Origin of the sequence: Idiomarina sp. Sol25 (assembly GCF_033052775.1) — a bacterium.
Lineage (GTDB): Bacteria > Pseudomonadota > Gammaproteobacteria > Enterobacterales > Alteromonadaceae > Idiomarina.
In genome coordinates, this window is the sequence record NZ_JAUPEW010000004.1 from 58,456 (window position 1) to 79,588 (window position 21,133).

Genomic DNA, 21,133 nt, shown 5'->3' on the forward strand with positions numbered 1-21,133 from the left:
CTATATGAGTTCACTCTAAAAATGTTTCAAGAGGTTTTTGAGGATTGTTTTTCTTGCTCTGGTTCGTAATTACTCGAAAAGAGCCCGCTAGAGCCCTCGGTATAATCGCGGGGCATATCATTGGCATTATAACTGTCACGGCCAGAGCGATGATCTTTATTTAACGAATTTGCTACGCGCAACTGCTTGATTGTGTCTTCTGCAAAAAAGGGTAGATCACTTTGTCCCTCGCTTTTCTCCAGTAGCTCGGCACTTTGGTTTAAGTAGCTTTGTAAACGCTGCTGGGTATCTGCTAACTGTTCGACCATAGCGTTTGCAGTGGCAAAGTGCTCGGCCACTTCGCGCTGATAGTCAGTTAAACGCTGCTGACTCTGCTGTACTTGCTCTTCTAGATCGCCTGACTGGCCTTTTGACTGACTGTAACGAGCCGCAAAAAAGCCAATGACGGCACCGGCAATGACCAACAGAACTCCAATAATCCAACTCATAAGTAACTCCTGAACAAGCTGTCGCAGCGGCGAATGATTGCTGCGCTTCACCTTCATGATAACATATCAGCCTATAGGATAATCCCAACTGAGGTGAAGTGGTAGTGTCCAAACAGCAAATGTCTCCAATAGAACGTTATCAGTATGATATAGAACACAATGATTTCTCGAAAGATGCAGCGCAGCTTAACGCTGTTAAACATTTGCAAAGGCTGCATGATGAGCTTATTGCGTGGTATCAGTATCAGACTCTGCCAGGCTGGAAAAAGTGGTTTAATAAAGAACCGAGCAGGCCTCAGGGTATTTACTTTTGGGGTGGTGTCGGCCGTGGCAAAACTTATCTGGTTGACACTTTCTTCGACGGTTTGCCAATTGAGCGCAAATGGCGGATTCACTTTCATCGCTTTATGCACCGGGTTCACAATGAACTTAAGCAACTGGATAAACAGAGCGATCCGTTGCGCATTGTGGCGGATAACATAGCCGGCGAAGCACAAGTTGTCTGCTTTGATGAGTTTTTCGTGCAGGACATTACCGATGCCATGTTGCTGGGCAAGCTGTTCGAGTACCTATTTGAGAGGGGAGTTGTGCTGGTAGCGACGTCAAACATTGTTCCTGACGATCTCTATAAAAATGGGCTGCAACGCGCGCGTTTTATCCCGGCGATAAAACTTATCAATCAGCACTGCGAAGTGGTTAATGTCGATAGCGGCATTGATTATCGCCTGAGAACGCTTACGCGGGCGGAAATTTTTCATTCGCCACTGGATGAAAAGGCTGATAAAAATTTATGGAAGTACTTCACGGAACTGGCTCCAGAGTGTAAAGACGAGTATTTGTCAGAAGCTATTGAGATAGAAGGGCGGGATATTGACGTACGAGCCGAATGTGACGATGTGGTGTTCTTTGACTTTACTTCCATTTGTAAAACCGCTCGCAGCCAGAACGATTATATGGAGATAGCTCGTCTTTACCATGCTGTTCTTATCAGCAATGTCGAACAAATGGGAGCGGGCAAGGACGATACTGCGCGGCGTTTCATTGCATTGGTGGATGAGTTTTATGAGCGTCGGGTGAAGCTAATTTTATCTGCCGAAGTAGCAATTGAATCGTTATATACCGAGGGCCAATTGAGTTTTGAATTTCGTCGGTGTGTTAGCCGATTGCAGGAAATGCAAAGTCAGGAATATCTGGCAATGGCTCATAAAGCATAAATTTCAGAAAATGCGTGATCTTTAACCGCGTTTTTCCTATAATCCGCGCAGCCCACGTTACAGTCCGTTGTGTTACATAACGTAATGCAGCGGTCGCAGCAGATAACTAAATGATTTTTATCGTTTTTTTATTGTTGTGATTCGCGGGGAAGCCCGGAATTACTGTCCGTGAACTTTTAAAATGTAGGTTTTATACAATGAAAACATTTGTAGCCAAGCCAGAAACGGTAAAACGCGACTGGTACGTAGTAGACGCTGAAGGCAAAACTTTAGGTCGTTTAGCTACTGAAATCGCTCGTCGTTTACGCGGCAAGCACAAGCCTGAGTACACACCTCACGTTGATACCGGCGACTACATCGTCGTCATTAACGCTGAAAAAGTTGCCGTTACCGGTAACAAAGCTCAGGACAAGATGTACTACTCGCACACTGGATTTCCGGGTGGTATCAAATCAATCAGCTTTGAAAAACTGATTGCTAAGAAACCAGAAATGGTCATTCAGAAAGCGGTGAAAGGTATGTTACCCCGTGGTCCATTGGGTCGTGCCATGTTCCGTAAACTGAAAGTGTACGCAGGTACTGAGCATAACCATATTGCTCAACAACCTAAACAACTGGATATATAATACGGAGCAAGAACACTATGGCAGATAATCAATACTACGGTACTGGTCGTCGCAAAAACTCCACGGCTCGCGTATTTTTGCGTCCTGGTAGCGGCAACATCAAAATTAACAACCGTGAACTGAACGAGTACTTCGGTCGTGAAACGGCTCAAATGGTTGTTCGTCAACCATTAGAGTTAGTTGAAATGACTGAAAAGTTTGACATGTACATTACCGTAAATGGTGGTGGTACTACCGGTCAGGCGGGCGCAATTCGTCACGGTATTACTCGTGCATTAATGCAATACGACGAAGCTTTACGTGGTCCATTACGTAAAGAAGGTTACGTTACTCGTGACGCTCGTCAAGTTGAACGTAAGAAAATCGGCTTGCACAAAGCACGTAAACGTCCACAGTTCTCAAAGCGTTAATTCGTCTTTGTTTTTTGTGGCAAAACCCAGCTTCGGCTGGGTTTTTTTATGTCAAAAATAAATGGAAATAGACCAATTAGGGCGGCTATTAAGCTTGTAAAAAGTGTGTCTTTTCATTATCATCTCAAAGCATTTTCTGTAATCCGCACAAGCGGACAAAGCAGCAGCTAATTCCCGACTTCGCGACAACGCATCGTGGAGCGTCCAAAACTGGAGAATAGATGGATGAGCAATGCGCCTGTAGATAAAGGCCGCCGTCGTTTTTTGACTGTCGCAACCTCAGTGGTAGGTGGTGCCGGAGCGGTTGCAGTAGCCGTTCCTTTCATAGCATCATGGAACCCAAGTGCGAAAGCGAAAAACGCGGGAGCGCCCGTAGAAGTAAATATACGCAAAGCTGAACCTGGTCAGATAATCCGCGTGAAATGGCGCGGCAAGCCCGTTTGGATAGTACGTCGTACACCAGATATGCTTGAAGAGCTGGGAAGTATCGAAGACAGACTTCGTGACCCGGAATCTGAAGAACCTCAACAACCAGAATACGCACAAAACCAATACCGCTCAATTAAAGAAGAGTTCTTTGTTGCGGTCGGTATTTGTACCCACCTGGGGTGCTCTCCATCTTATCTTTCTAGTGGAATGGGTGAGCACGTTGAAGGGGTCGAGGCTGGCTTTTTCTGCCCATGCCATGGTTCTAAGTTTGATGTCGCAGGGCGCGTATTCCAAGGTGTTCCTGCACCACTGAACTTGGTCGTGCCGCCACATTATTTTATCGACGATAACACCATTTTGGTGGGTGAAGATAAGGGGCAAGCATAATGTTTAAGCGATTTGTAGAGTGGATGGATGCCCGCATCCCCATGACCAAAACCTGGAACATCCACCTGGCGCAGTATCCGGCTCCAAAAAACTTCAATATGTGGTACGTTTTTGGTTTTTTGGCAACCATCGTATTAATTAACCAAATACTGACTGGTGTCTGGTTAACCATGAACTACGTGCCAAGTGCCGAAGGCGCGTTTGCCTCGGTCGAATACATCATGCGTGATGTCGAATACGGTTGGTTATTGCGTTATATGCACTCCACCGGTGCCTCGGCGTTCTTCGTCGTGGTTTATCTGCACATGTTCCGCGGTATGATGTACGGTTCTTACCAGAAGCCTCGTGAGCTCATTTGGCTGTTTGGTATGTTCATCTTCCTGGTACTGATGGCCGAAGCCTTTATGGGGTACTTGCTACCTTGGGGACAAATGTCTTACTGGGGTGCACAGGTTATTATTTCATTGTTCGGTGCCATTCCGGTCATTGGTGATGATTTAACCTTATGGATACGTGGTGATTACGTTATTTCCGGGGCTACGCTAAACCGTTTCTTTGCGCTGCATGTTATTGCGTTGCCGCTGGTACTGGTTATTTTGGTGTTCCTGCATATTGTTGCTCTGCATGAGGTTGGCTCAAACAACCCTGACGGTATCGATACTAAGAAACCTAAAGGCTCTGTGCCAGACGAAGAAAAGCCGAAGTTTAAGTTCCACGAGCGCTTTACAAACAAGAAAGACATTGTCGATTCTATTCCGTTTTTCCCTTATTACATCATTAAGGATATGTTCGGGTTCGGTGTGTTCTTGTTCTTGTTCTGCTACGTTATTTTCTTCAATCCGGAAATGGGAGGCTTTTTCCTTGAGCCGCCTAACTTTGAGCCGGCGAACCCGTTGAAGACACCAGAGCACATTGCTCCTGTATGGTATTTCACGCCGTTCTACGCAATTTTACGTGCGGTACCTGACAAGCTATTTGGTGTTATTTTGATGTTCGCTGCTATTGTCTTCCTGGCTCTGTTGCCTTGGTTAGACCGTGGACGAGTACGTTCTATTCGCTATCGTAGCCTGTTGCATAAGCTGAACTTGACTGTGTTCGCTATCAGCTTTGTTGTACTGGGTTATCTGGGAACGCAACCAGCAACACCTGTTGCGACCGTGTTCGCGCAGATATTTACGTTCCTGTACTTTGCATTCTTCGGGCTGCTCTGGTTCTACAGTAAGCGCGAGAAGACTAAACCGGTACCAGAAAGGGTGACGTCGAAATGAAAAAACTGTTAATCGCTCTTCTAACTTTGGTTCCGTCGCTGGTATTTGCGGCGGGCCCTGAAGTTCCTTTGGACAAGGCCGAAGTCGACTTACACGATAAAGCCTCACTGCAGCGTGGCGCGCAGTTATACATGAACTATTGCCTGGGTTGTCACCAACTGCAGTACCATCGCTATAACCGCACTTTTGAGGATCTTGGTATTCCGCAAGAGTTAGGCGAAGAAAACTTGCAGTTTACCGGCGACAAACCCGGTGACAGAATTACCAATAATATGAATCCTGAAGCAGCAGCGAACTGGTTTGGTACCGCGGTACCCGATCTAACCAACGTTGCCCGTGTGCGTGGCGCCGACTGGATTTACACTTATTTACGTTCATTCTATAAAGATGACAGCCGTCCTTTCGGTGTCAATAATGCGGTGTTCCCAAATGTTGGAATGCCTCATGTATTGCAAGAGCTTCAGGGGCTTCCTGAGAAGACCTATGAAGAGCGCCTGATAGACGGTGAAATGGAAGAAGTGTACGTCGGTATTGAAACCGATGGCAGCGGCCGTCTATCCGAAAGTGAATATGATCAAGCTATGTTGGACTTAACCGCTTTTCTGGTTTATACCGGAGAGCCTATGTTGTTAGAACAACGTCGCATTGGTTGGTTTGTTTTTGGTTTCCTGCTGGTATTCACCATTTTGGCATGGCTACTGAAAAAAGAGTTTTGGAAAGACCTCAAATAATCGAGTCTTATCAGTCTGTTAGACAACGACTTAAGAAAGGGTGGCTTGCCACCCTTTTGCCGTTGATATTATCTGGAGAAAGGAATGGCTGTTGCAGCAAATAAACGCTCAGTAATGACGTTATATTCAGGAAAGGATGACTTAAAAAGTCATCAGGTACGCCTGGTGTTAGCTGAGAAAGGTGTTGGTGTCGAAATTACCTATGTGACCGACGAGCATACGCCGGAGGATCTGTTACAGCTTAATCCGTACCCAGAGGCTAAACCCACTCTGGTTGACCGTGAGCTTGTGCTTTATAACGCTCAAATTATTATGGAATACTTGGATGAGCGTTTCCCGCATCCTCCTTTAATGCCGGTTTATCCGGTTGCCCGTGGCACGAGCCGTTTAATGATGTACCGAATAGAACGCGACTGGTATAGTCTGGCTGAAAAAATTCAAAAAGGTGACGCTCAGGCAAGGCAGGAATTGAAAGAAGGCATTCTTTCTCTGGCACCTATTTTTGCAGATACGCCGTATTTTATGAGTGAAGAGTTCAGTCTGGTTGACTGTTATCTGGCTCCTTTACTCTGGCGTCTACCAGCCTATGGTATTAATTTAGAAGGCCAGGGCGCAAAAGAAATTAAGCAATATATGGTACGCCTATTTGAACGTAAAACGTTCCAGGGTTCTTTAACAGAAGAAGAGAAAGAGCTCGCGCGTAATTAATTTAATCGACGTCGAGGAGTTTTACTATGACGCCGAAAAGACCGTATCTACTGCGTGCATTGTACGAGTGGATAGTTGATAACGACCTGACACCACACTTGGTAGTTGATGCAACTATTGTGGGAACTGTTGTGCCTCAGAACTTTGTTAGTGAAGGGCAAATCGTACTTAATATTTCTCCGACAGCGGTTCAGGGGTTGCAGCTGGCTGACCATGAAGTGCGCTTTAGCGCACGTTTTGGTGGGCAGCCAATGCAAGTTGTTGTGCCTATGACGGCGGCTTTAGCTATTTATGCCCGCGAGAACGGTGCCGGAGCGATGTTTGAGGCGGAACCCGAGCTGGATAAAATGCCCGAGCTCCAGGAAGAAGAGCCGGTCGGCGATGACGCTGAACAAAAACCAGCTAAGAAAAAGCCCAACTTGAAAGTTGTTAAGTAACAATACAAAGCACTAACGCTTAATGGTTAGTGCTTTAATTACCCGCTCAACGCCATCTACGTTTCTCGCAACCTCTACCGCAGCATCTGCCTCAGCCTGGCTCACATGGCCCAGCAAAAATACTTCAGCGTTTTCTGTCACTACTTTAATGTTAGCGGCATCTATAGACTTATTATTAGCGAACTTGAGCTTGATTTTACTGGTTATCCAACTATCTCCGGCGCGCACAGCCGCTGATGCTTTAGAGCCAATGCGCAACTGGTTGAAAATTTTATTGAGGCCGTTCGTGTCTTTGATAACGTCTTCAGCTCTTCTTTTCAGTGCTTCGCTTGGAACTTGGCCGACCAAAAGAACATTGGTATCGTAGCTGATAGCGACTACGCGAGCATCGTCAAGTTGTTCGTCATTTCCCAGTTTAGCGTTAGCTTTCAATTCGATAGTCTGATCATCCACTTGTGTTCCAATTGTCCGCGGATCAGTAGCTGAAGATATTCCTACGGCTGCTGCTCCGACAGCAACCGCAGCGCAACCCTGTAAACTTAATAAACTGATAAAAACGACGGGTAAAGCGGTTTTTGATAACGTCATATGCTTCAGTGCTCCTGCGGAAAGATCGTGTTTTCAATTTGTTCACATAAGCCGTGGACAATAAACAACTGAGTTTCGAGTATACGAGCCGGATTTAAACTGGGTGCTCTTAATTCAATATCGTTAGCACCTAACAGTCCCGAAACAGAGTCGTTACCCTCGCCGGTTAAAGCAATAATAAGCATATCGCGGCTGATAGCGGTTTCCATTAGGGATGCCAGCTCCTCGTTTCCCTGATTATCTGCTATGACCAGTAAAATATCACCCGCCTGCCCAAGGGCTGCAAGCTGCTTCTGCTTACCAAGAGCCAATGCCAGTACTGGAAAGGGAGGGCGCTCGAGTTTCATGCCTTCGGTCATGAGGTTTGCAAAGTGCTGTGCAACGATACTTGTCGTCCTATCGCCACAGCAGAAGACACGTTGGCCATTCAACAGGTTAGCAACTAACAGTTCAACTGTTGTGGCCATTTCATCGGTCAGGCTCTCTACCGCTGAAATTTGTGTTTGTATACTTTCTGTAAAAAGTGCCTTAATCAATTCGTCATTCATAATCAGAATGCGTCCTTAAACCATTCAATTTTTGTTGGCTGACCTACTATTGCAATTACGTCGAAACGTATAGCTGCAGTATGTTCATCGATATTATTACTGAGTAAGTAGTGACGAGCGGTAAGTCGAATCCGGCGGCATTGCTGAGGCTGAATCTGTTCAATAACTGCTGCAAAACTCTCATCGTCCCGGAATTTCACCTCGCAAAAAACCCAGTAATGACCGTCTCGGGCTATGATATCAATTTCTCCACCGTCAATACGGTAATTTTTGCAAATAATGGTAAGGTTATTCTTCTTCAGAAACTCGGCTGAGAGCAATTCAGCGCGCTTACCGGTAACGACTTCCTGCATTGTCTGCTTCCTTAGCTAAGGTGACTTCTCCTTTACTAAAGGTAGCCCAAATAAGCTTTCGCTGAACCACTGAATTATCAATGTGCAGTTCACCACTTAAACCCGACCAAACCAATCCGGGCATGCGCTGCATCATCTCAAGTCGTTGAATCAGGGCGACGCTGTCGTAACCCATTGCGGTTAAACGAGCCAGCGACAGATCCCACCCATTTCGTAACTCAAGCCATTGACTTAGAAGCCTGTTTTTACCTTGACTCTCAATTAACCAGGGAATGTCTGAAAAAATGATGTCATTAAGATCTGAGTCACCTAAACGATTCCTGAGTTCATGGGTAGCAGAGCTGGCATAAACAGGAATGGGGTTCGCAAACGGGGAAACACTGACATCAATAAAGGGTTTTAACAGACGTGTCTGTTGTAGATTACCCGGCAGGTAAATAGCACTAATGTCTCTTCGACTGCGCTCCTGCGCATCGACAATAATTTTCCCGGCGGCAATTTTAACTGCGCGAATACGTTGTTGACTGTCCGTTAACCCCAGCGATTTCTCGACCGTAGCCTTCATATCTTCGCGTTCAGAAAAGTAGGAGACAGTGGGCTGGTTAGCTTGTTCATGGTCCCAACTGGAGGTGAATGCATCAACCATTCTGCGCCCGCTGGAGCCATCGGCAGTAATGACCAACGCACTTCTTGGGCCGGGAAGTTGCTTGTTAATTTTCTGCGCAGCTTGTTGAGCTTCGCTCTCAGGGCTTAGTGCGAAAAAGACATTGGTTAGTGAATTTTGTGCCGCTTCATCGTCTATCTGATTAAGGTAAAGCTGAGGAATTCCCGTAAGAGGTTGCTCTACCCAAGCTGCTACTTTGTCTTTTAGCAGTGGGCCAATGATTCCAACCGGGCTCAGTTCTTGTATTTGTTTTTGTTGAGACTCAATATCGCCTGTTTCGCTGTCTATAAAAACAACTCTTAGATTTTTCATTTCACCGGTGCGGGCGATAATTCCGTCACGCACAGCATGGCCTTGCTGTTTATAGCGTCCGGATAACGGCAGTAATATTGCAAGGCTGGGCTCAGGGGATGACTGCCCGGCTTCCGGTTCATCTTCTGACGGCTTTAATGATGGTTCAAGCCAAGCGTCGACCAGAGTAGCAGCATCGTGGTTTGGGAAACTTTGCTGCCACTGCTTTAAGTAAGACTCCAGACTGCCCGGTGAAGCCATCGCCTGACGGTGATAATCGACCAGGCGCCACCAACCTGCCAGGGCTAAGTCATTAGGCCGCTGCTGCGGCAGCTCTGATTGTTTAATCCGTCGGGCAATGGACCAGACTGTATCTGTATTTGGCTGTTCCGCAAAGCGTTGAGCATCAACTTGCCAGACTAGCGACTGCCAGTAGTCTTGTTGTTGATAGGCCGCCTGTGAGAGTAGTTGCAGGCTAAGAGCGCGAAATTCTCTTTGATTAAACTGAGTGGCGACACTTTCCAGTTCTTTTATTACTTTTGACCAAAATTTTTGTTCTGCGGCCCAGCGGGCACTCGCAAGGCGGTAATACTTTTGACTGTGACGGGTAATTTTTTGCGCACTTAACTGCGAAAGAATAGCGGCCGCCTGTTGCCACTGTTGTTCATTTTGAAAAGCATTAGCGGCTCTTATTAAAGCCGAGTGTTGCTCAACTTCATTTGCTGCTGCATCGGCTTCCTGTAACCAGTCACTGGCTGAATTCTCTTCTGTTAAGCTTAATTCCTGGTCAGCAACCCCTACCGCCTTTGCAGGATCCTTCACTGAACGCTCAGGGGCCGAGGTACACTGGGTTAATACCAGTAATGCCATTAGAGCTAAAAGTACAAATGAATGAGTTCTAAACACTGTAAGGTTCCGCTTTGGTGCCTGTTCGGTGATACTATAAACGGCATTGACGTTGGAAACAAACAGAGACTGATTATGGCAGAGCAGGGCATTCTTTATATTGTACCGACACCTATCGGTAATTTAGGCGATATAACGGAAAGAGCAGTTAAGACATTGGCCGAAGTTGCAGCCATTGCTGCAGAAGATACAAGACACACGCGCAAACTCATGCAGCACTATGGCATACAGAATGATGTATTCGCGCTGCATGAACATAATGAGACACAGCGTGTAGAAGCGGTTATCGAACGTCTGCAGCAAGGTGACTCGCTGGCATTAGTCAGTGATGCGGGTACGCCACTTATTAATGACCCGGGTTATGTTTTGGTGCATCGTTGCAGGGAGCAAGGACTTAAAGTTATCGCGTTACCCGGTGCCTGCGCTGTTACGGTTGCGTTGTCTGCGGCTGGACTACCCACAGACCGGTTTGCGTTTGAAGGTTTTTTGCCATCCAAGCCTCAGCAACGTCGAGCCAAACTGGAAGCTTTGAAACCAGAGCCGCGGACTGTTGTGGTGTATGAAAGCCCTCATCGAATTTTGCATACGCTGGCTGATATGAACGTAGTTTTAGGCAGTGGTCGGCAGGTGGTTCTGGCACGCGAGCTGACTAAGCAGTTTGAAACGTACTTAAGCGGCACTGCGGCTGAACTACTGCAGGTTTTAACCGACGATACAAACCAACAGCGCGGCGAAATGGTTTTGCTTATAGCCCCTGCGCAGTCAGAAACTGATGTCCGTGACGGTCCGGGAGAAGCGGCTAAGCGCACGTTGCTGCTGTTATTAGAAGAGTTACCGTTAAAGAAAGCGGCAGCCATGACCGCAAAAATTCATGATGAGCGGAAAAATGAACTCTATCAGTGGGCGCTTGAGAATAAAAATAATGAGTGAAACAAAGATTGAGTTAATGCCTGCTGCAGCGTAGAATCCCCCGCGGAGAGCTGGCCAGACAATCGCCGCCTGTTTACAGGGGGAGGAAAGTCCGGGCTCCATAGGGCAGGGTGCCAGGTAACGCCTGGGCGGTGTAAGCCGACGACTAGTGCAGCAGAGAGTAAACCGCCGATGGCTGCTTGCAGCACAGGTAAGGGTGAAAGGGTGCGGTAAGAGCGCACCGCGCAACTGGTAACAGTTTGTGGCACGGTAAACTCCACCCGGAGCAAGGTCAAATAGGGGTTCTTTGGCGCGGCCCGCGTTGAACCCGGGTAGACTGCTTGAGGGTCAGGGCAACCTGATCACTAGATGAATGATTGTCCACGACAGAACCCGGCTTATCGGCCGGCTCTCCACCTTTTTAGGGTTTTAAAACTGCCAGTCTTTTAGAAACTTCAATAATTCATTGAGCGGCAATGGCTCACTAATAAAGTAGCCCTGTGCAAAATCGCATCGTTGTTGCTGCAGTAACTCCCATTGTTGCCGGGTTTCAACACCCTCGGCAATAACGTTAATATCCAAAGCCCTGGCTACCTGCAACAACGCATCCAGCAGTGCTACTTGCACCTTGTTTTGAGGTGCCTGATGTAAAAAGCTACGGTCTATTTTTATATAATCGACAGGATACCGCTGCAGATAATTAATACTGGAATAGCCGGTACCGAAATCGTCGATTGCCAACTGCACTCCCTGAGACCGCAAATAGTGCAAAATTTGCAATTGTCGTTGTTTATTACTCATTAACAGCGACTCGGTAATTTCAAAGGTTATGCTGGTATTCGGTATTCCATGCTGACTAATGCAGGACAACCATCGTTTGGCTGACTCCATATCGTTAAGTTCACGTTCAGAGCGGTTAATAGAGACCTCAATGGGATAACCTGACTTGTGTACGACCGCCCAGTCAACGCAGGCTTGTTCCAGAACAAATTGCCCTAATTCATGAATAAGCCCGGTACGTTCAGCAACCGGAATGAATTCAGCGGGCGAAATCATGTTTCCGTCTCCATCTTTCCAGCGCAACAGAGCTTCGCATTTACTGATTTTTCCGCTACTGAAGTCGATGATGGGTTGATAAACCAAAGAAAATTCATGCTGCTTAAGACCTTCACGCATGCGTTTATGAATGGCATTCTGCCGTTCAGTTTGTTCTCTTAATTCGTCATTAAAAAAGTAATGAGTGCGTCGCCCTGCGGTTTTTGCAGCGTACATGGCAAGATCCGCGTTTTTTAATAGTTCAGATGCTTTGATGCCGTCATCAGGGTAAAGAGCAATGCCTATGCTGCAGGTGGTTTGAATTTGGTTCTGGCGTAAGTTAAAAGGCTCACTTAACTGTCGGTTAATTTGGCCGGCAAGGTCATTAACTACTTGATGCGACGTAAAGCGATTAATAACGACAACAAATTCATCACCGCCAATACGGGCAATAAAATCTGAGCCCCGCAATTGGTTTCTTAAACGATCAGAAACCGAGACTAAAAGTTCGTCGCCGGCATCATGGCCGAGGTTATCGTTAACCTCTTTAAAGTGATCAAGATCGATGAACAGAATGGCAAAGTGCTGCTCCCGGCCTTTCTGCGTTAACTGGTTAAGGTAGTCGACAAAAGCACGTCGATTCGGTAAGTCAGTAATCGAATCAAAATGCGCCTGATGGTCAATGGTAACCAGAGCCGAGCGAAGTCTGCTTTGCGTCGTCACCAAATTGTACATAAAGGCGGTCATTAAAAAGGACAAAAGCAGTCCGGCCACAATAATGATCCAATAAATGTTACCGCGACCTGCCCAAACCGTATTTTTGGGAGCCAGCGCTAATATCCACTTGCCGGTTGAAACCGCCACGTCAATGGCGACGTAATCTTCGTTCCAGATTGACACATCGCCGAAGTCAAACAGGTGGTCGCCATTGGCGTCTTCTCTCTTTAACGCGAAAAGGTAGTCGTCGACGGAGTCCAGGCCACTACTGGCAAGCAAGTCTCCTATATCAATGACCACGGCAATCGTGCCCCACAGCTTATTGTCATTCATAAAAACGGGGGCTCTGGCAATTAACGCCCAACCTCCTTGTATTAAGTTAACCGGGCCATCGACAACAATTTGCTTTTTCTGAATGGCTTCCCGGACGCTTTCGAACTGCGCCGGGGAAGTGCGGTAGTCAAAACCCAAAGCGGCTTTATTCGGAGCCAGAGGGTAGACAAACTCAATGATCAAATTAGGTGCTAACGCCACATGGCGTATTGGTGCATCACCGCTAATCAATTCTTGCATCAGCAGCCGGTAACGTTCAGAGGAAATGTCTGGCGAGAGCTTAATTTCGGCTTGTAGCGCACGAGCCGTGGCTAACGAGGAATTGATCTGACCTTCCAGCGCGGCGCGGAGTTTACCTAAGCGTTCGGTAGCTACTCGTTTGCGTGACTCTACCACCTGCGAGTGCTGATTCTCAGCAAACCAGATAACGCCGGTTACCAGAACGCAGAAGCTGATAAAAATAACGAATAAGTAGCGTTTCATTAAGTACCATTGCTCACCAAAACTGAATTGAGTATCGCACAAAAATCATACGAGCTCTAACGGAAAAGTAATTTTACGCGTTGCATCAATCGCTTAATGTAAATTTACCGTCAGGGCCTGGCAAATAGAGAGCTTTTTTCTTGACAGTAGGAAAGAGAGACACCTAGACTGTAGCATTGTGGGGATTTGTGGATAATAGTGGATCGCAATGATCAGGTGGGATCATGTTCCGAGGTGCAACAACATTAAGTCTGGATAGCAAAGGGCGGTTAGCCATACCGGCTAAATACCGTCATGCGTTGTCATTAGACTGTGAAGGAAAAATGGTCTGCACGATTGATATTAAGCAACCGTGCCTGTTGCTGTACCCGCTCCCCGAGTGGCAAATCATTGAGCAAAAGCTGACTCGATTATCCAGTATGAACCCTGCAGAACGTCGCTTACAGCGACTTCTTTTAGGCCACGCTGACGACTGTGAAATGGATAAAAACGGTCGTTTGCTCCTGTCAGCTCCGTTAAGACAACACGCCGGTTTAGAGAAAAAACTGATGCTTGTCGGGCAGCTGAATAAATTTGAAGTTTGGAGTGAAGACGCCTGGCACGAACAAGTGGCGCAGGACATGGATGTTGAACGCGAAGGTGACTTTACTCTCAACGAACGACTAGAAGACTTTTCATTATAATGATTACAACGTCACCGCAACACGTTTCGGTGCTACTGGAAGAGTCGATAGAAGCATTAGCGACTGATCCGCAAGGCACATACATTGACGCCACATTTGGCCGTGGTGGGCACACGCGCGCGCTGCTCAATAAATTAGGTGACGATGCCCGCGTTATTGCTCTGGATCAGGACCCTGAAGCTATTGCTGCGGCTGCTGCATTTGCCGACGATCCCCGTTTTCAAATTATCCACACCCCTTTCTCAAACCTGCAACAAGTGCTTGACGATCTGCAGTTGAATCGGCAAGTGACCGGTATTCTATTTGACCTTGGCGTATCTTCCCCACAATTAGATGACGCTGAACGCGGCTTTAGTTTTATGCGAGACGGCCCTTTGGATATGCGGATGAACACCACCAGCGGCGAAACCGCGGCCGAATGGCTTAATCGTGCAGAAAAGGATGACATCAGTTGGGTTCTTAAAGAGTATGGCGAGGAACGTTTTGCCCGCCGTATAGCCAGCGCTATTGTGATGGATCGCGAGAAAAAGCCTTTTACCCGCACAAGGCAGCTGGCGGAGATGATTGCCCGCGTCAGTCCGGTAAAAGAAAAGCATAAGCACCCGGCAACGCGGACCTTCCAGGCCATTCGCATTCACATTAACCGCGAACTGGAGCAAATAGAGCAAGCGCTGGAAGCTTCTCTGTCGGGTCTGAAAGAAGACGGCCGACTGGTGGTTATTAGTTTTCATAGTCTGGAAGATCGTTTAGTAAAACGTTTTATTCGCAAGCACAGCGAAGGAAAGCAGTTACCTCCGGGCTTGCCGGTAACTGAAGCTGAACGCAATAAAGATAAAGCGCTGGATAAAGTCGGCAAAGCGATTAAGCCGGGTAAAGCTGAAGTGCAGGTTAATCCTCGTTCGCGCAGCTCTGTGCTGCGCATAGCAAAGAGGATCCGTAATGACTAAGCAGCGTTATCCCAGCCTGATGAAAATGTTGCTACAGGATTTATTGCAGCACAAATGGGTTTTGCTTCTCAGTGTGGTGGTTATTGGTAATGCGTTAGGTATTGTTTATACCGCCCATTTGAATCGGCAGTTAACCAGCGAACGTGATGATTTATTGTCGCACCGGGACACTCTGGACCGTGAATGGCGGCACCTTGTGGTGGAACAAAACGCGCTGACTGAACACAGCCGGGTTGAACGTATTGCACAGGAACAACTGGGTATGCGAGACGTTGAGCCAGAGCAGGAGGTGTTAGTTTCATGGCAGTGACTCGTCGCAAGAAGCACACTGAGCCAGCCGGTACGCGTTGGCGCTTTTACACCGCAGTATTCTTACTGTTCGGTGTATTTTCTGTGTTAATTGCACGCGCAGCCTATATCCAGGTGATAAGCCCCGATGCCTTCTCATTACAAGGCGATATGCGCAGTTTACGGGCGTCCAGTGTTGCGGTTCAGCGAGGCACGATTGTTGATCGTAACGGAAGGGAATTGGCGGTTAGCGTCCCGGTAGAAACCGTATGGGCCGACCCCAAACGTATTGCCGAACGCGAGGCTTTAGCAGACGAGCGTCGCTGGCAGGCTCTGGCTGAAACTTTTCGCATGAACCGTAATGAACTGGTCAGTAAGGTGGACGACCCCTCAAAACGTTTTGTCTATCTGCAACGCAAAGTGACGCCATCAGAAGCGGATTACGTGAAGCAGTTGAAAATTCCCGGTGTGTATTTAAAAACAGAGTCACGTCGTTATTACCCTACCGGAGAGATCAGTTCTCACTTAATCGGTTTAACCGACATTGACGGCGCCGGACAGGAAGGTCTGGAGCTTCTGTACGACGAACATTTAACCGGTACGCCGGGTAAACGAGTTTATCGCAAGGACGCAGAAGGACGGGTTGTTGAAGAAATTAGCCAGACAGATGCACAACAACCAAAACAGCTGACACTGAGTATCGATCAACGTGTTCAGGCAACTGCTTATACCGAACTGAAAAAAGCCGTGCGCTACAATCAGGCAACTTCAGGCTCGGCGGTAGTGCTTAATGTTGAAACCGGTGAAGTGCTGGCGATGGTCAATAGCCCGTCCTTCAACCCTAACAATCGTTCGGATTTGCAGTCTTTCAGGATGAGAAACCGGGCAATTACCGACAGTTACGAGCCCGGTTCAACAATGAAGCCGTTGGTGGTTCTCAGTGCACTTGAAAACGGTCGGCACAAAGCGGGCGATAGCATTGATACCAGTCCCGGTTGGTTAAGAATTGGTGGACGTCGCGTAAGTGACCCCCGTAATTATGGCGAGCTGTCATTGACTGAAGTTCTGAAACATTCATCGAACGTTGGAGTCACTAAAATAGCCTTGGATTTAGGCATTGACTCATTACTGCAAACCTATGCTGACGCAGGCTTTGGTAATGATACAGGTGTCGCCTTATTGGGTGAGAGCATCGGCATACTGGGTGACAGAAGACGTTGGTCTGAGTTTGAAACGGCGACGCTTTCTTACGGTTATGGTTTGTCGGCAACGACACTGCAACTGGCTAATGCTTATAGTATTATCGCTAATGGTGGGAAAAAACGTCCGCTGACGATTTTCAGGCAGGAATCTCCTTTACCTGCAGAGCAAGTTTTCAACCCGGATAACACCCGCGCCGTAATGCATATGATGGAAGAAGTGGTTCGCGATGGAACCGCCACGGCAGCAAAAGTTCCTGGGTACCGTATTGCCGGAAAAACGGGGACAACGCGAAAAACCAAAGCAACAGGCGGTTACGGTGATGAATACGTGGCACTATTTGCCGGGATAGCTCCGGTTAGTGACCCAAAAGTGGTTGTGGTTGTGACTATAAACGAACCGGGTACCGACGACTATTATGGCGGCACGGCCGCAGCTCCGGTGTTCTCCAAAATTGTATCGCAAACCATGCGGCTACTGAATATACCGCCGGACAACCTGGATGATACGCAGGTGCACGCTGCGGGCTTTGGGGGGGATAAATGATGAAACTTGCAGAGTTGCTAACTATGCTGCCAGCGTCGTTCTCCATTCCTGATGTTACCGTTAGTGGGATAAAACTCGATAGCCGGCAAGTTGCTAATGGCGATGTTTTTGTCGCTATTCCGGGCTATGAAACCGACGGCCGCGCATATATTGATGCGGCCATTGATGCTGGTGCCATTGCGATTATTGCTGAAGCCCCGGGAATGGCGATTGAGCAGCGCCGGAGTGTCGTTGTGGTCGGTTTTAGTGGCGTTCGCGAGCACCTTTCACGCATTGCTGGAAATTTTTTCGGGCATCCATCAGAAAAAATGCAGCTGGTTGGTGTGACCGGAACCAATGGTAAAACGTCGGTGACCCACATTATGGCGCAGTTGGCAAAAGCCCTGGGTATGGAAGCGGCTGTTATTGGTACAACCGGAAGCGGACTTATTGGTCGTTTATTACCGGAGCGTCATACCACACCAGACGCCGTTACCGTCCAGCAACGTCTGGCCACCCTATTAGCTGAAGGTGCAGAACTGGTTGCTATGGAGGTATCGTCACACGCACTGATACAGCGTCGTGTTGAAGCTTTACACTTTGCTGGCGCAGCTATTACCAATATCAGCCGGGATCATCTCGACTATCACGGCACCATGGAAAATTACGTGGCCGCAAAACAACGTTTATTTGCTGATTTTGGCGTGCAAAACCGAGTGGTTAACGCCGACGACGACACGTTAAGCCAGTGGCAGCAAGACGATTTAGCTGACTTATGGGTTAGCCTAAATGCCAGCCCCAATGAACCCTGCCTGCAGGCGACTGGCGTTCAGTTCCATGAGCAGGGCTCGGTGTTCAGCTTAAACTGGCAGGGTGAATCCTGCGTCATTGAAACACCCCTATTAGGGCGCTTCAATGTTTACAACTTACTTTGCGCGGTTGCGGTGTTGTTGAAACTGAATAAACCACTTGCGGATATCGGCAAAGCCTGTGGCAGTTTGCAGCCCGTTCCCGGGCGTATGGAAGCCTTCCATAATAAGCAGTCGCCGCTGGTGGTGGTTGACTACGCGCATACACCGGACGCTCTGAATCAGGTATTGAGTGCGCTGCGGCTGCATTGCAAAGGCCGTTTATGGTGTGTATTCGGCTGCGGCGGTGACCGTGACCGTGGTAAGCGTCCGCAAATGGGTAAAGTAGCGGCGGATTACGCTGATGTTGTTGTGGTTACCGATGACAACCCGCGGACAGAACCCGCGGAAAAAATTATTGAAGATATTTTGACCGGTATTGCGGATAAAACCCAAGTTAAGACTTGGCCGGGTCGCCGGGAGGCTGTTATACGCGCAATGCGGGAAGCCGGAAAAGATGACGTTGTATTACTCGCCGGTAAAGGACACGAAGACTATCAGGTTATTGGTACTCAACGCGTTGACTATAACGAACGAGCGGTAGTCAGCGAATGGCTGCAAGGAGACTGCGCATGCTCTCAGTATCACTGAAATGGATTGCGGAGCAGGTGGAAGGTCGCCTGATTGGCTCTGATTGTACAATTGATGCAGTGTCTACGGACACTAGAACAGACTTAACCGACGCATTGTTTATAGCCTTAAAAGGTAAGAATTTTGATGCACACGACTTTGTCGAACAGGCTATAGATAAAGGCGCAGCGGCCGTTATTTGCGAAAAGCAAGTGGATAGCGAGTGCCGCCAGATTATTGTCGAGAACAGCCGTCATGCGCTGGGGTGCTTAGGTGCGGCCATTAAAGCGAAGGTAGCGCCGAAAACCGTAGCTGTCACCGGCAGTAATGGTAAAACCACAGTAAAAGAAATGCTGGCGGCCATTTTATCTATTCGTCATCCGGTATTGGCCACGCAGGGGAACTTCAATAACGATATTGGTGTGCCGCTTACATTGTTGCGCCTGCAGGAAAAACACAAATATGCAGTGGTTGAACTGGGTGCGAATCATCCGGGTGAAATTGCTTACACCACCGATTTGGTCAAACCCGATGTCGCCATATTGAATAATGTGAGCGCTGCCCATGTTGAAGGTTTCGGAAGTTTACACGGGGTTGCCCGTGCTAAAACTGAGATTTTCCGTGGAGTGGGTGGCCAGGGAACGGCCATTACCCCCCGCGACTCCGAATTTTATCCCTGCTGGCAACGAGCTTGCAGCGATATGAAGTGGAAGACTTTTGGCTTGAGCGATAGCGCCGACGTTTACGCCAGCGACGTAACACTGAACGGCGAAGGGCATCCGTCGTTTACTCTGCATTTAGGCGGAGAAACAAAACCGCTGGAGCTTAAACTAAGCGGTCGCCACAACGTGCTTAATGCTCTTTCTGCAGCTGCTGCGGCAAGTGAGCTGGGTATATCGCTGAATGACATTGTTGCTGGGTTGCAAACGGTAGAGCCGGCTCAAGGGCGTTTGACAAGCATAAAAGTGAGTGAACACTTACGTATTATTGATGACACCTACAACGCCAGCGTTGCCTCAACGAAAGCTGCCCTGGACTTACTGGGAAGTTATCAGGGTTATCGCATTTTTGTATTAGGCGATATGGGTGAGCTGGGCGCCGATGCGCGAGCTTACCACGAGGACATTGGTGAACATGCTATAGGCAGCGGTATTGATAACTTATATAGCCTGGGCGTGCTCAGTCAAAGTGCCAGCGAGGTCTTTAACGGCCACGGAGGCAAGCACTTCGGTAGCTTACAGTCGCTGGTCGAGTCTGTTTTACAAAGACTTACAGAACAGACTGGCAAGCAAGCTGTCACAGTGCTGGTTAAAGGCTCACGCTCTGCACATATGGAGCGCGTTGTTGCAGCAATACAGCAGGCTGTCACGGTTAGTGACAGCGCAGAGGATAAGCACGAATGTTAGTTTGGTTGGCGGAGTACCTAACCCAGTTTGAAAGCGCGTTTAACGTGTTTTCCTACTTAACCTTGCGGGCAATACTCAGTGTTTTGACCGCACTGGTTTTGTCGTTGTGGTTAGGACCAACATTAATTCGCCGTTTGCAGCGTTTACAGATAGGGCAAACGGTGCGGGATGACGGCCCGGAAAGTCATTTAGTCAAAAGTGGTACGCCGACTATGGGCGGTGTTTTGATACTGGCAGCCGTTCTGGGTTCTTCACTGTTGTGGGCCGATCTCGATAACCGCTACGTTTGGGTCGTTTTATTGGTTACGACTGGCTTTGGTATCGTCGGCTTTGTCGATGATTACCGCAAAGTTGTACGCAAAGATCCGAAAGGCTTAATCGCTAAGTGGAAGTATTTTTGGCAGTCGGTCATTGCCAGCGTCGCCGCTGTTTACCTTTATTGGAGTAGTACTCAGGGCGCCGAAACCGCTCTTCTGGTTCCATTCTTTAAAGATGTGATGCCGCAGTTGGGCATGCTTTATATACTTATGGCCTATTTTGTCATTGTCGGTACCAGTAATGCGGTTAATTTAACTGACGGTCTGGACGGTCTGGCCATTATGCCAACCATTATGGTGGCCGCAGCACTGGGCATTCTTGCTTATGTCTCCGGCAACGTGAATTTTGCTGAGTACCTGCAAATTCCGTATTTACCATTGACCGCTGAATTATTGGTGGTGTGCACAGCTATTGTCGGTGCGGGTCTTGGGTTTCTTTGGTTCAATACTTATCCGGCTCTTGTCTTTATGGGCGACGTGGGCTCGTTGGCGCTGGGAGCTGCACTTGGCATTATCGCGATATTGGTCCGACAGGAACTGGTGCTGTTCATTATGGGCGGTGTGTTTGTTATGGAAACGGTATCGGTAATGTTGCAGGTGGGCTCCTATAAGTTGAGGGGTAAGCGTATTTTCCGTATGGCGCCTATTCATCACCATTACGAACTAAAAGGGTGGCCGGAGCCGCGGGTTATCGTTCGATTCTGGATATTGTCGCTAATTTTTGTACTGATAGGACTCGCAACTTTGAAGTTGCGTTAAAAAAT

At 47.9% G+C, this 21,133-nt stretch carries 22 protein-coding genes and 1 other RNA gene; 17 read left to right on the forward strand and 6 right to left on the reverse strand.

Going from position 1 to position 21,133, the window contains the following annotated elements; translation table 11 throughout:
* Positions 1-26: 26 nt before the first annotated feature.
* The gene (locus tag Q5L94_RS07590; RefSeq protein ID WP_317497840.1) at positions 27-488 is read right to left on the reverse strand and encodes a YhcB family protein; all 462 of its coding nucleotides are present in this window, start codon (positions 486-488) and stop codon (positions 27-29) included.
* Positions 489-607: 119 nt separating this feature from the next.
* On the opposite strand from Q5L94_RS07590, the gene zapE reads away from it, so the two are divergent.
* The 8 genes from zapE to Q5L94_RS07630 all read left to right on the forward strand — a co-directional run bounded on the left by zapE (position 608) and on the right by Q5L94_RS07630 (position 6,698).
* Positions 608-1,702, forward strand: a complete 1,095-nt coding sequence (zapE, locus tag Q5L94_RS07595) for a cell division protein ZapE (RefSeq protein ID WP_317498019.1) — start codon at positions 608-610, stop codon at positions 1,700-1,702.
* Between the two features lie 197 nt (positions 1,703-1,899).
* Complete coding sequence (gene rplM, locus Q5L94_RS07600) at positions 1,900-2,328, forward strand: 50S ribosomal protein L13 (protein WP_054489830.1); 429 nt, start codon at positions 1,900-1,902, stop codon at positions 2,326-2,328.
* Positions 2,329-2,345: 17 nt separating this feature from the next.
* Positions 2,346-2,738: a 30S ribosomal protein S9 gene (gene rpsI, locus Q5L94_RS07605; RefSeq protein ID WP_317497841.1), complete on the forward strand. Its 393-nt coding sequence runs from the start codon at positions 2,346-2,348 to the stop codon at positions 2,736-2,738.
* A 225-nt stretch (positions 2,739-2,963) separates the two neighbouring features.
* Positions 2,964-3,554 (forward strand): ubiquinol-cytochrome c reductase iron-sulfur subunit, encoded by a 591-nt coding sequence (petA, locus tag Q5L94_RS07610; protein ID WP_317497842.1) that lies wholly within the window; start codon positions 2,964-2,966, stop codon positions 3,552-3,554.
* The gene (locus Q5L94_RS07615; RefSeq protein WP_317497843.1) at positions 3,554-4,822 is read left to right on the forward strand and encodes a cytochrome bc complex cytochrome b subunit; all 1,269 of its coding nucleotides are present in this window, start codon (positions 3,554-3,556) and stop codon (positions 4,820-4,822) included. The genes petA and Q5L94_RS07615 overlap by 1 nt, the downstream gene beginning before the upstream one ends.
* Positions 4,819-5,553, forward strand: coding sequence for a cytochrome c1 (locus Q5L94_RS07620; RefSeq protein WP_317497844.1), 735 nt, complete (start codon positions 4,819-4,821; stop codon positions 5,551-5,553). Before Q5L94_RS07615 ends, Q5L94_RS07620 begins: the two co-directional genes overlap by 4 nt.
* An 84-nt stretch (positions 5,554-5,637) precedes the next feature.
* Entirely contained in the window at positions 5,638-6,261 is a 624-nt protein-coding gene (sspA, locus tag Q5L94_RS07625; protein ID WP_317497845.1) for a stringent starvation protein SspA, read from the forward strand.
* Positions 6,262-6,287: 26 nt separating this feature from the next.
* Positions 6,288-6,698 carry a ClpXP protease specificity-enhancing factor gene (locus Q5L94_RS07630; protein ID WP_317497846.1) on the forward strand — a complete coding sequence of 137 codons (411 nt, stop codon included), beginning with the start codon at positions 6,288-6,290 and terminating at the stop codon, positions 6,696-6,698.
* Between the two features lie 12 nt (positions 6,699-6,710).
* On the opposite strand, the gene dolP is transcribed toward Q5L94_RS07630, so the two are convergent.
* From dolP to Q5L94_RS07650, 4 genes are read right to left on the reverse strand one after another with little or no spacing between them, the layout of a single operon-like run.
* A complete protein-coding gene (gene dolP / locus Q5L94_RS07635; protein WP_317497847.1) occupies positions 6,711-7,286 on the reverse strand; it encodes a division/outer membrane stress-associated lipid-binding lipoprotein in 576 nt (191 codons plus the stop codon).
* A gap of 5 nt (positions 7,287-7,291) precedes the next feature.
* Positions 7,292-7,834, reverse strand: a complete 543-nt coding sequence (locus Q5L94_RS07640) for an SIS domain-containing protein (protein ID WP_317497848.1) — start codon at positions 7,832-7,834, stop codon at positions 7,292-7,294.
* A 2-nt stretch (positions 7,835-7,836) separates the two neighbouring features.
* Entirely contained in the window at positions 7,837-8,187 is a 351-nt protein-coding gene (locus Q5L94_RS07645; protein WP_317497849.1) for a YraN family protein, read from the reverse strand.
* On the reverse strand, positions 8,165-10,048 hold the full coding sequence (locus tag Q5L94_RS07650) for a penicillin-binding protein activator (RefSeq protein WP_317497850.1): 1,884 nt from the start codon (positions 10,046-10,048) through the stop codon (positions 8,165-8,167). Before Q5L94_RS07650 ends, Q5L94_RS07645 begins: the two co-directional genes overlap by 23 nt.
* Before the next feature lie 75 nt (positions 10,049-10,123).
* Here Q5L94_RS07650 and rsmI point away from each other — a divergent pair, with 75 nt between their 5' ends.
* Entirely contained in the window at positions 10,124-10,978 is an 855-nt protein-coding gene (rsmI, locus tag Q5L94_RS07655; RefSeq protein ID WP_317498020.1) for a 16S rRNA (cytidine(1402)-2'-O)-methyltransferase, read from the forward strand.
* Positions 10,979-11,024: 46 nt separating this feature from the next.
* Positions 11,025-11,374: RNase P RNA component class A (gene rnpB, locus Q5L94_RS07660), an RNA gene on the forward strand.
* Between the two features lie 12 nt (positions 11,375-11,386).
* Here rnpB and Q5L94_RS07665 read toward each other — a convergent pair.
* Positions 11,387-13,525: a putative bifunctional diguanylate cyclase/phosphodiesterase gene (locus tag Q5L94_RS07665; RefSeq protein ID WP_317497851.1), complete on the reverse strand. Its 2,139-nt coding sequence runs from the start codon at positions 13,523-13,525 to the stop codon at positions 11,387-11,389.
* 224 nt (positions 13,526-13,749) lie between these two features.
* On the opposite strand from Q5L94_RS07665, the gene mraZ reads away from it, so the two are divergent.
* From mraZ to mraY, 7 genes are read left to right on the forward strand one after another with little or no spacing between them, the layout of a single operon-like run.
* Positions 13,750-14,208: a division/cell wall cluster transcriptional repressor MraZ gene (mraZ, locus tag Q5L94_RS07670; protein ID WP_317497852.1), complete on the forward strand. Its 459-nt coding sequence runs from the start codon at positions 13,750-13,752 to the stop codon at positions 14,206-14,208.
* Complete coding sequence (rsmH, locus tag Q5L94_RS07675) at positions 14,208-15,155, forward strand: 16S rRNA (cytosine(1402)-N(4))-methyltransferase RsmH (RefSeq protein WP_317497853.1); 948 nt, start codon at positions 14,208-14,210, stop codon at positions 15,153-15,155. The genes mraZ and rsmH overlap by 1 nt, the downstream gene beginning before the upstream one ends.
* Complete coding sequence (gene ftsL / locus Q5L94_RS07680) at positions 15,148-15,465, forward strand: cell division protein FtsL (RefSeq protein ID WP_317497854.1); 318 nt, start codon at positions 15,148-15,150, stop codon at positions 15,463-15,465. Before rsmH ends, ftsL begins: the two co-directional genes overlap by 8 nt.
* Positions 15,456-17,189 (forward strand): peptidoglycan D,D-transpeptidase FtsI family protein, encoded by a 1,734-nt coding sequence (locus Q5L94_RS07685; RefSeq protein WP_317497855.1) that lies wholly within the window; start codon positions 15,456-15,458, stop codon positions 17,187-17,189. The genes ftsL and Q5L94_RS07685 overlap by 10 nt, the downstream gene beginning before the upstream one ends.
* Positions 17,186-18,667 (forward strand): UDP-N-acetylmuramoyl-L-alanyl-D-glutamate--2,6-diaminopimelate ligase, encoded by a 1,482-nt coding sequence (gene murE, locus Q5L94_RS07690; protein WP_317497856.1) that lies wholly within the window; start codon positions 17,186-17,188, stop codon positions 18,665-18,667. The genes Q5L94_RS07685 and murE overlap by 4 nt, the downstream gene beginning before the upstream one ends.
* A complete protein-coding gene (locus Q5L94_RS07695; RefSeq protein ID WP_317497857.1) occupies positions 18,649-20,052 on the forward strand; it encodes a UDP-N-acetylmuramoyl-tripeptide--D-alanyl-D-alanine ligase in 1,404 nt (467 codons plus the stop codon). The genes murE and Q5L94_RS07695 overlap by 19 nt, the downstream gene beginning before the upstream one ends.
* Entirely contained in the window at positions 20,046-21,128 is a 1,083-nt protein-coding gene (gene mraY, locus Q5L94_RS07700; RefSeq protein ID WP_317497858.1) for a phospho-N-acetylmuramoyl-pentapeptide-transferase, read from the forward strand. Before Q5L94_RS07695 ends, mraY begins: the two co-directional genes overlap by 7 nt.
* Positions 21,129-21,133 lie beyond the last annotated feature (5 nt).

Coding starts and splice junctions, on each gene's coding strand:
- zapE (WP_317498019.1), top strand. CDS start 608: ATGTCTCCAATAGAACGTTATCAGTATGATATAGAACACAATGATTTC.
- Q5L94_RS07685 (WP_317497855.1), top strand. CDS start 15,456: ATGGCAGTGACTCGTCGCAAGAAGCACACTGAGCCAGCCGGTACGCGT.
- sspA (WP_317497845.1), top strand. CDS start 5,638: ATGGCTGTTGCAGCAAATAAACGCTCAGTAATGACGTTATATTCAGGA.
- rplM (WP_054489830.1), top strand. CDS start 1,900: ATGAAAACATTTGTAGCCAAGCCAGAAACGGTAAAACGCGACTGGTAC.
- ftsL (WP_317497854.1), top strand. CDS start 15,148: ATGACTAAGCAGCGTTATCCCAGCCTGATGAAAATGTTGCTACAGGAT.
- murE (WP_317497856.1), top strand. CDS start 17,186: ATGATGAAACTTGCAGAGTTGCTAACTATGCTGCCAGCGTCGTTCTCC.
- Q5L94_RS07630 (WP_317497846.1), top strand. CDS start 6,288: ATGACGCCGAAAAGACCGTATCTACTGCGTGCATTGTACGAGTGGATA.
- Q5L94_RS07615 (WP_317497843.1), top strand. CDS start 3,554: ATGTTTAAGCGATTTGTAGAGTGGATGGATGCCCGCATCCCCATGACC.
- Q5L94_RS07620 (WP_317497844.1), top strand. CDS start 4,819: ATGAAAAAACTGTTAATCGCTCTTCTAACTTTGGTTCCGTCGCTGGTA.
- rpsI (WP_317497841.1), top strand. CDS start 2,346: ATGGCAGATAATCAATACTACGGTACTGGTCGTCGCAAAAACTCCACG.
- Q5L94_RS07590 (WP_317497840.1), bottom strand. CDS start 488: ATGAGTTGGATTATTGGAGTTCTGTTGGTCATTGCCGGTGCCGTCATT.
- mraZ (WP_317497852.1), top strand. CDS start 13,750: ATGTTCCGAGGTGCAACAACATTAAGTCTGGATAGCAAAGGGCGGTTA.
- Q5L94_RS07665 (WP_317497851.1), bottom strand. CDS start 13,525: ATGAAACGCTACTTATTCGTTATTTTTATCAGCTTCTGCGTTCTGGTA.
- Q5L94_RS07695 (WP_317497857.1), top strand. CDS start 18,649: ATGCTCTCAGTATCACTGAAATGGATTGCGGAGCAGGTGGAAGGTCGC.
- petA (WP_317497842.1), top strand. CDS start 2,964: ATGAGCAATGCGCCTGTAGATAAAGGCCGCCGTCGTTTTTTGACTGTC.
- mraY (WP_317497858.1), top strand. CDS start 20,046: ATGTTAGTTTGGTTGGCGGAGTACCTAACCCAGTTTGAAAGCGCGTTT.
- rsmH (WP_317497853.1), top strand. CDS start 14,208: ATGATTACAACGTCACCGCAACACGTTTCGGTGCTACTGGAAGAGTCG.
- Q5L94_RS07645 (WP_317497849.1), bottom strand. CDS start 8,187: ATGCAGGAAGTCGTTACCGGTAAGCGCGCTGAATTGCTCTCAGCCGAG.
- Q5L94_RS07640 (WP_317497848.1), bottom strand. CDS start 7,834: ATGAATGACGAATTGATTAAGGCACTTTTTACAGAAAGTATACAAACA.
- dolP (WP_317497847.1), bottom strand. CDS start 7,286: ATGACGTTATCAAAAACCGCTTTACCCGTCGTTTTTATCAGTTTATTA.
- rsmI (WP_317498020.1), top strand. CDS start 10,124: ATGGCAGAGCAGGGCATTCTTTATATTGTACCGACACCTATCGGTAAT.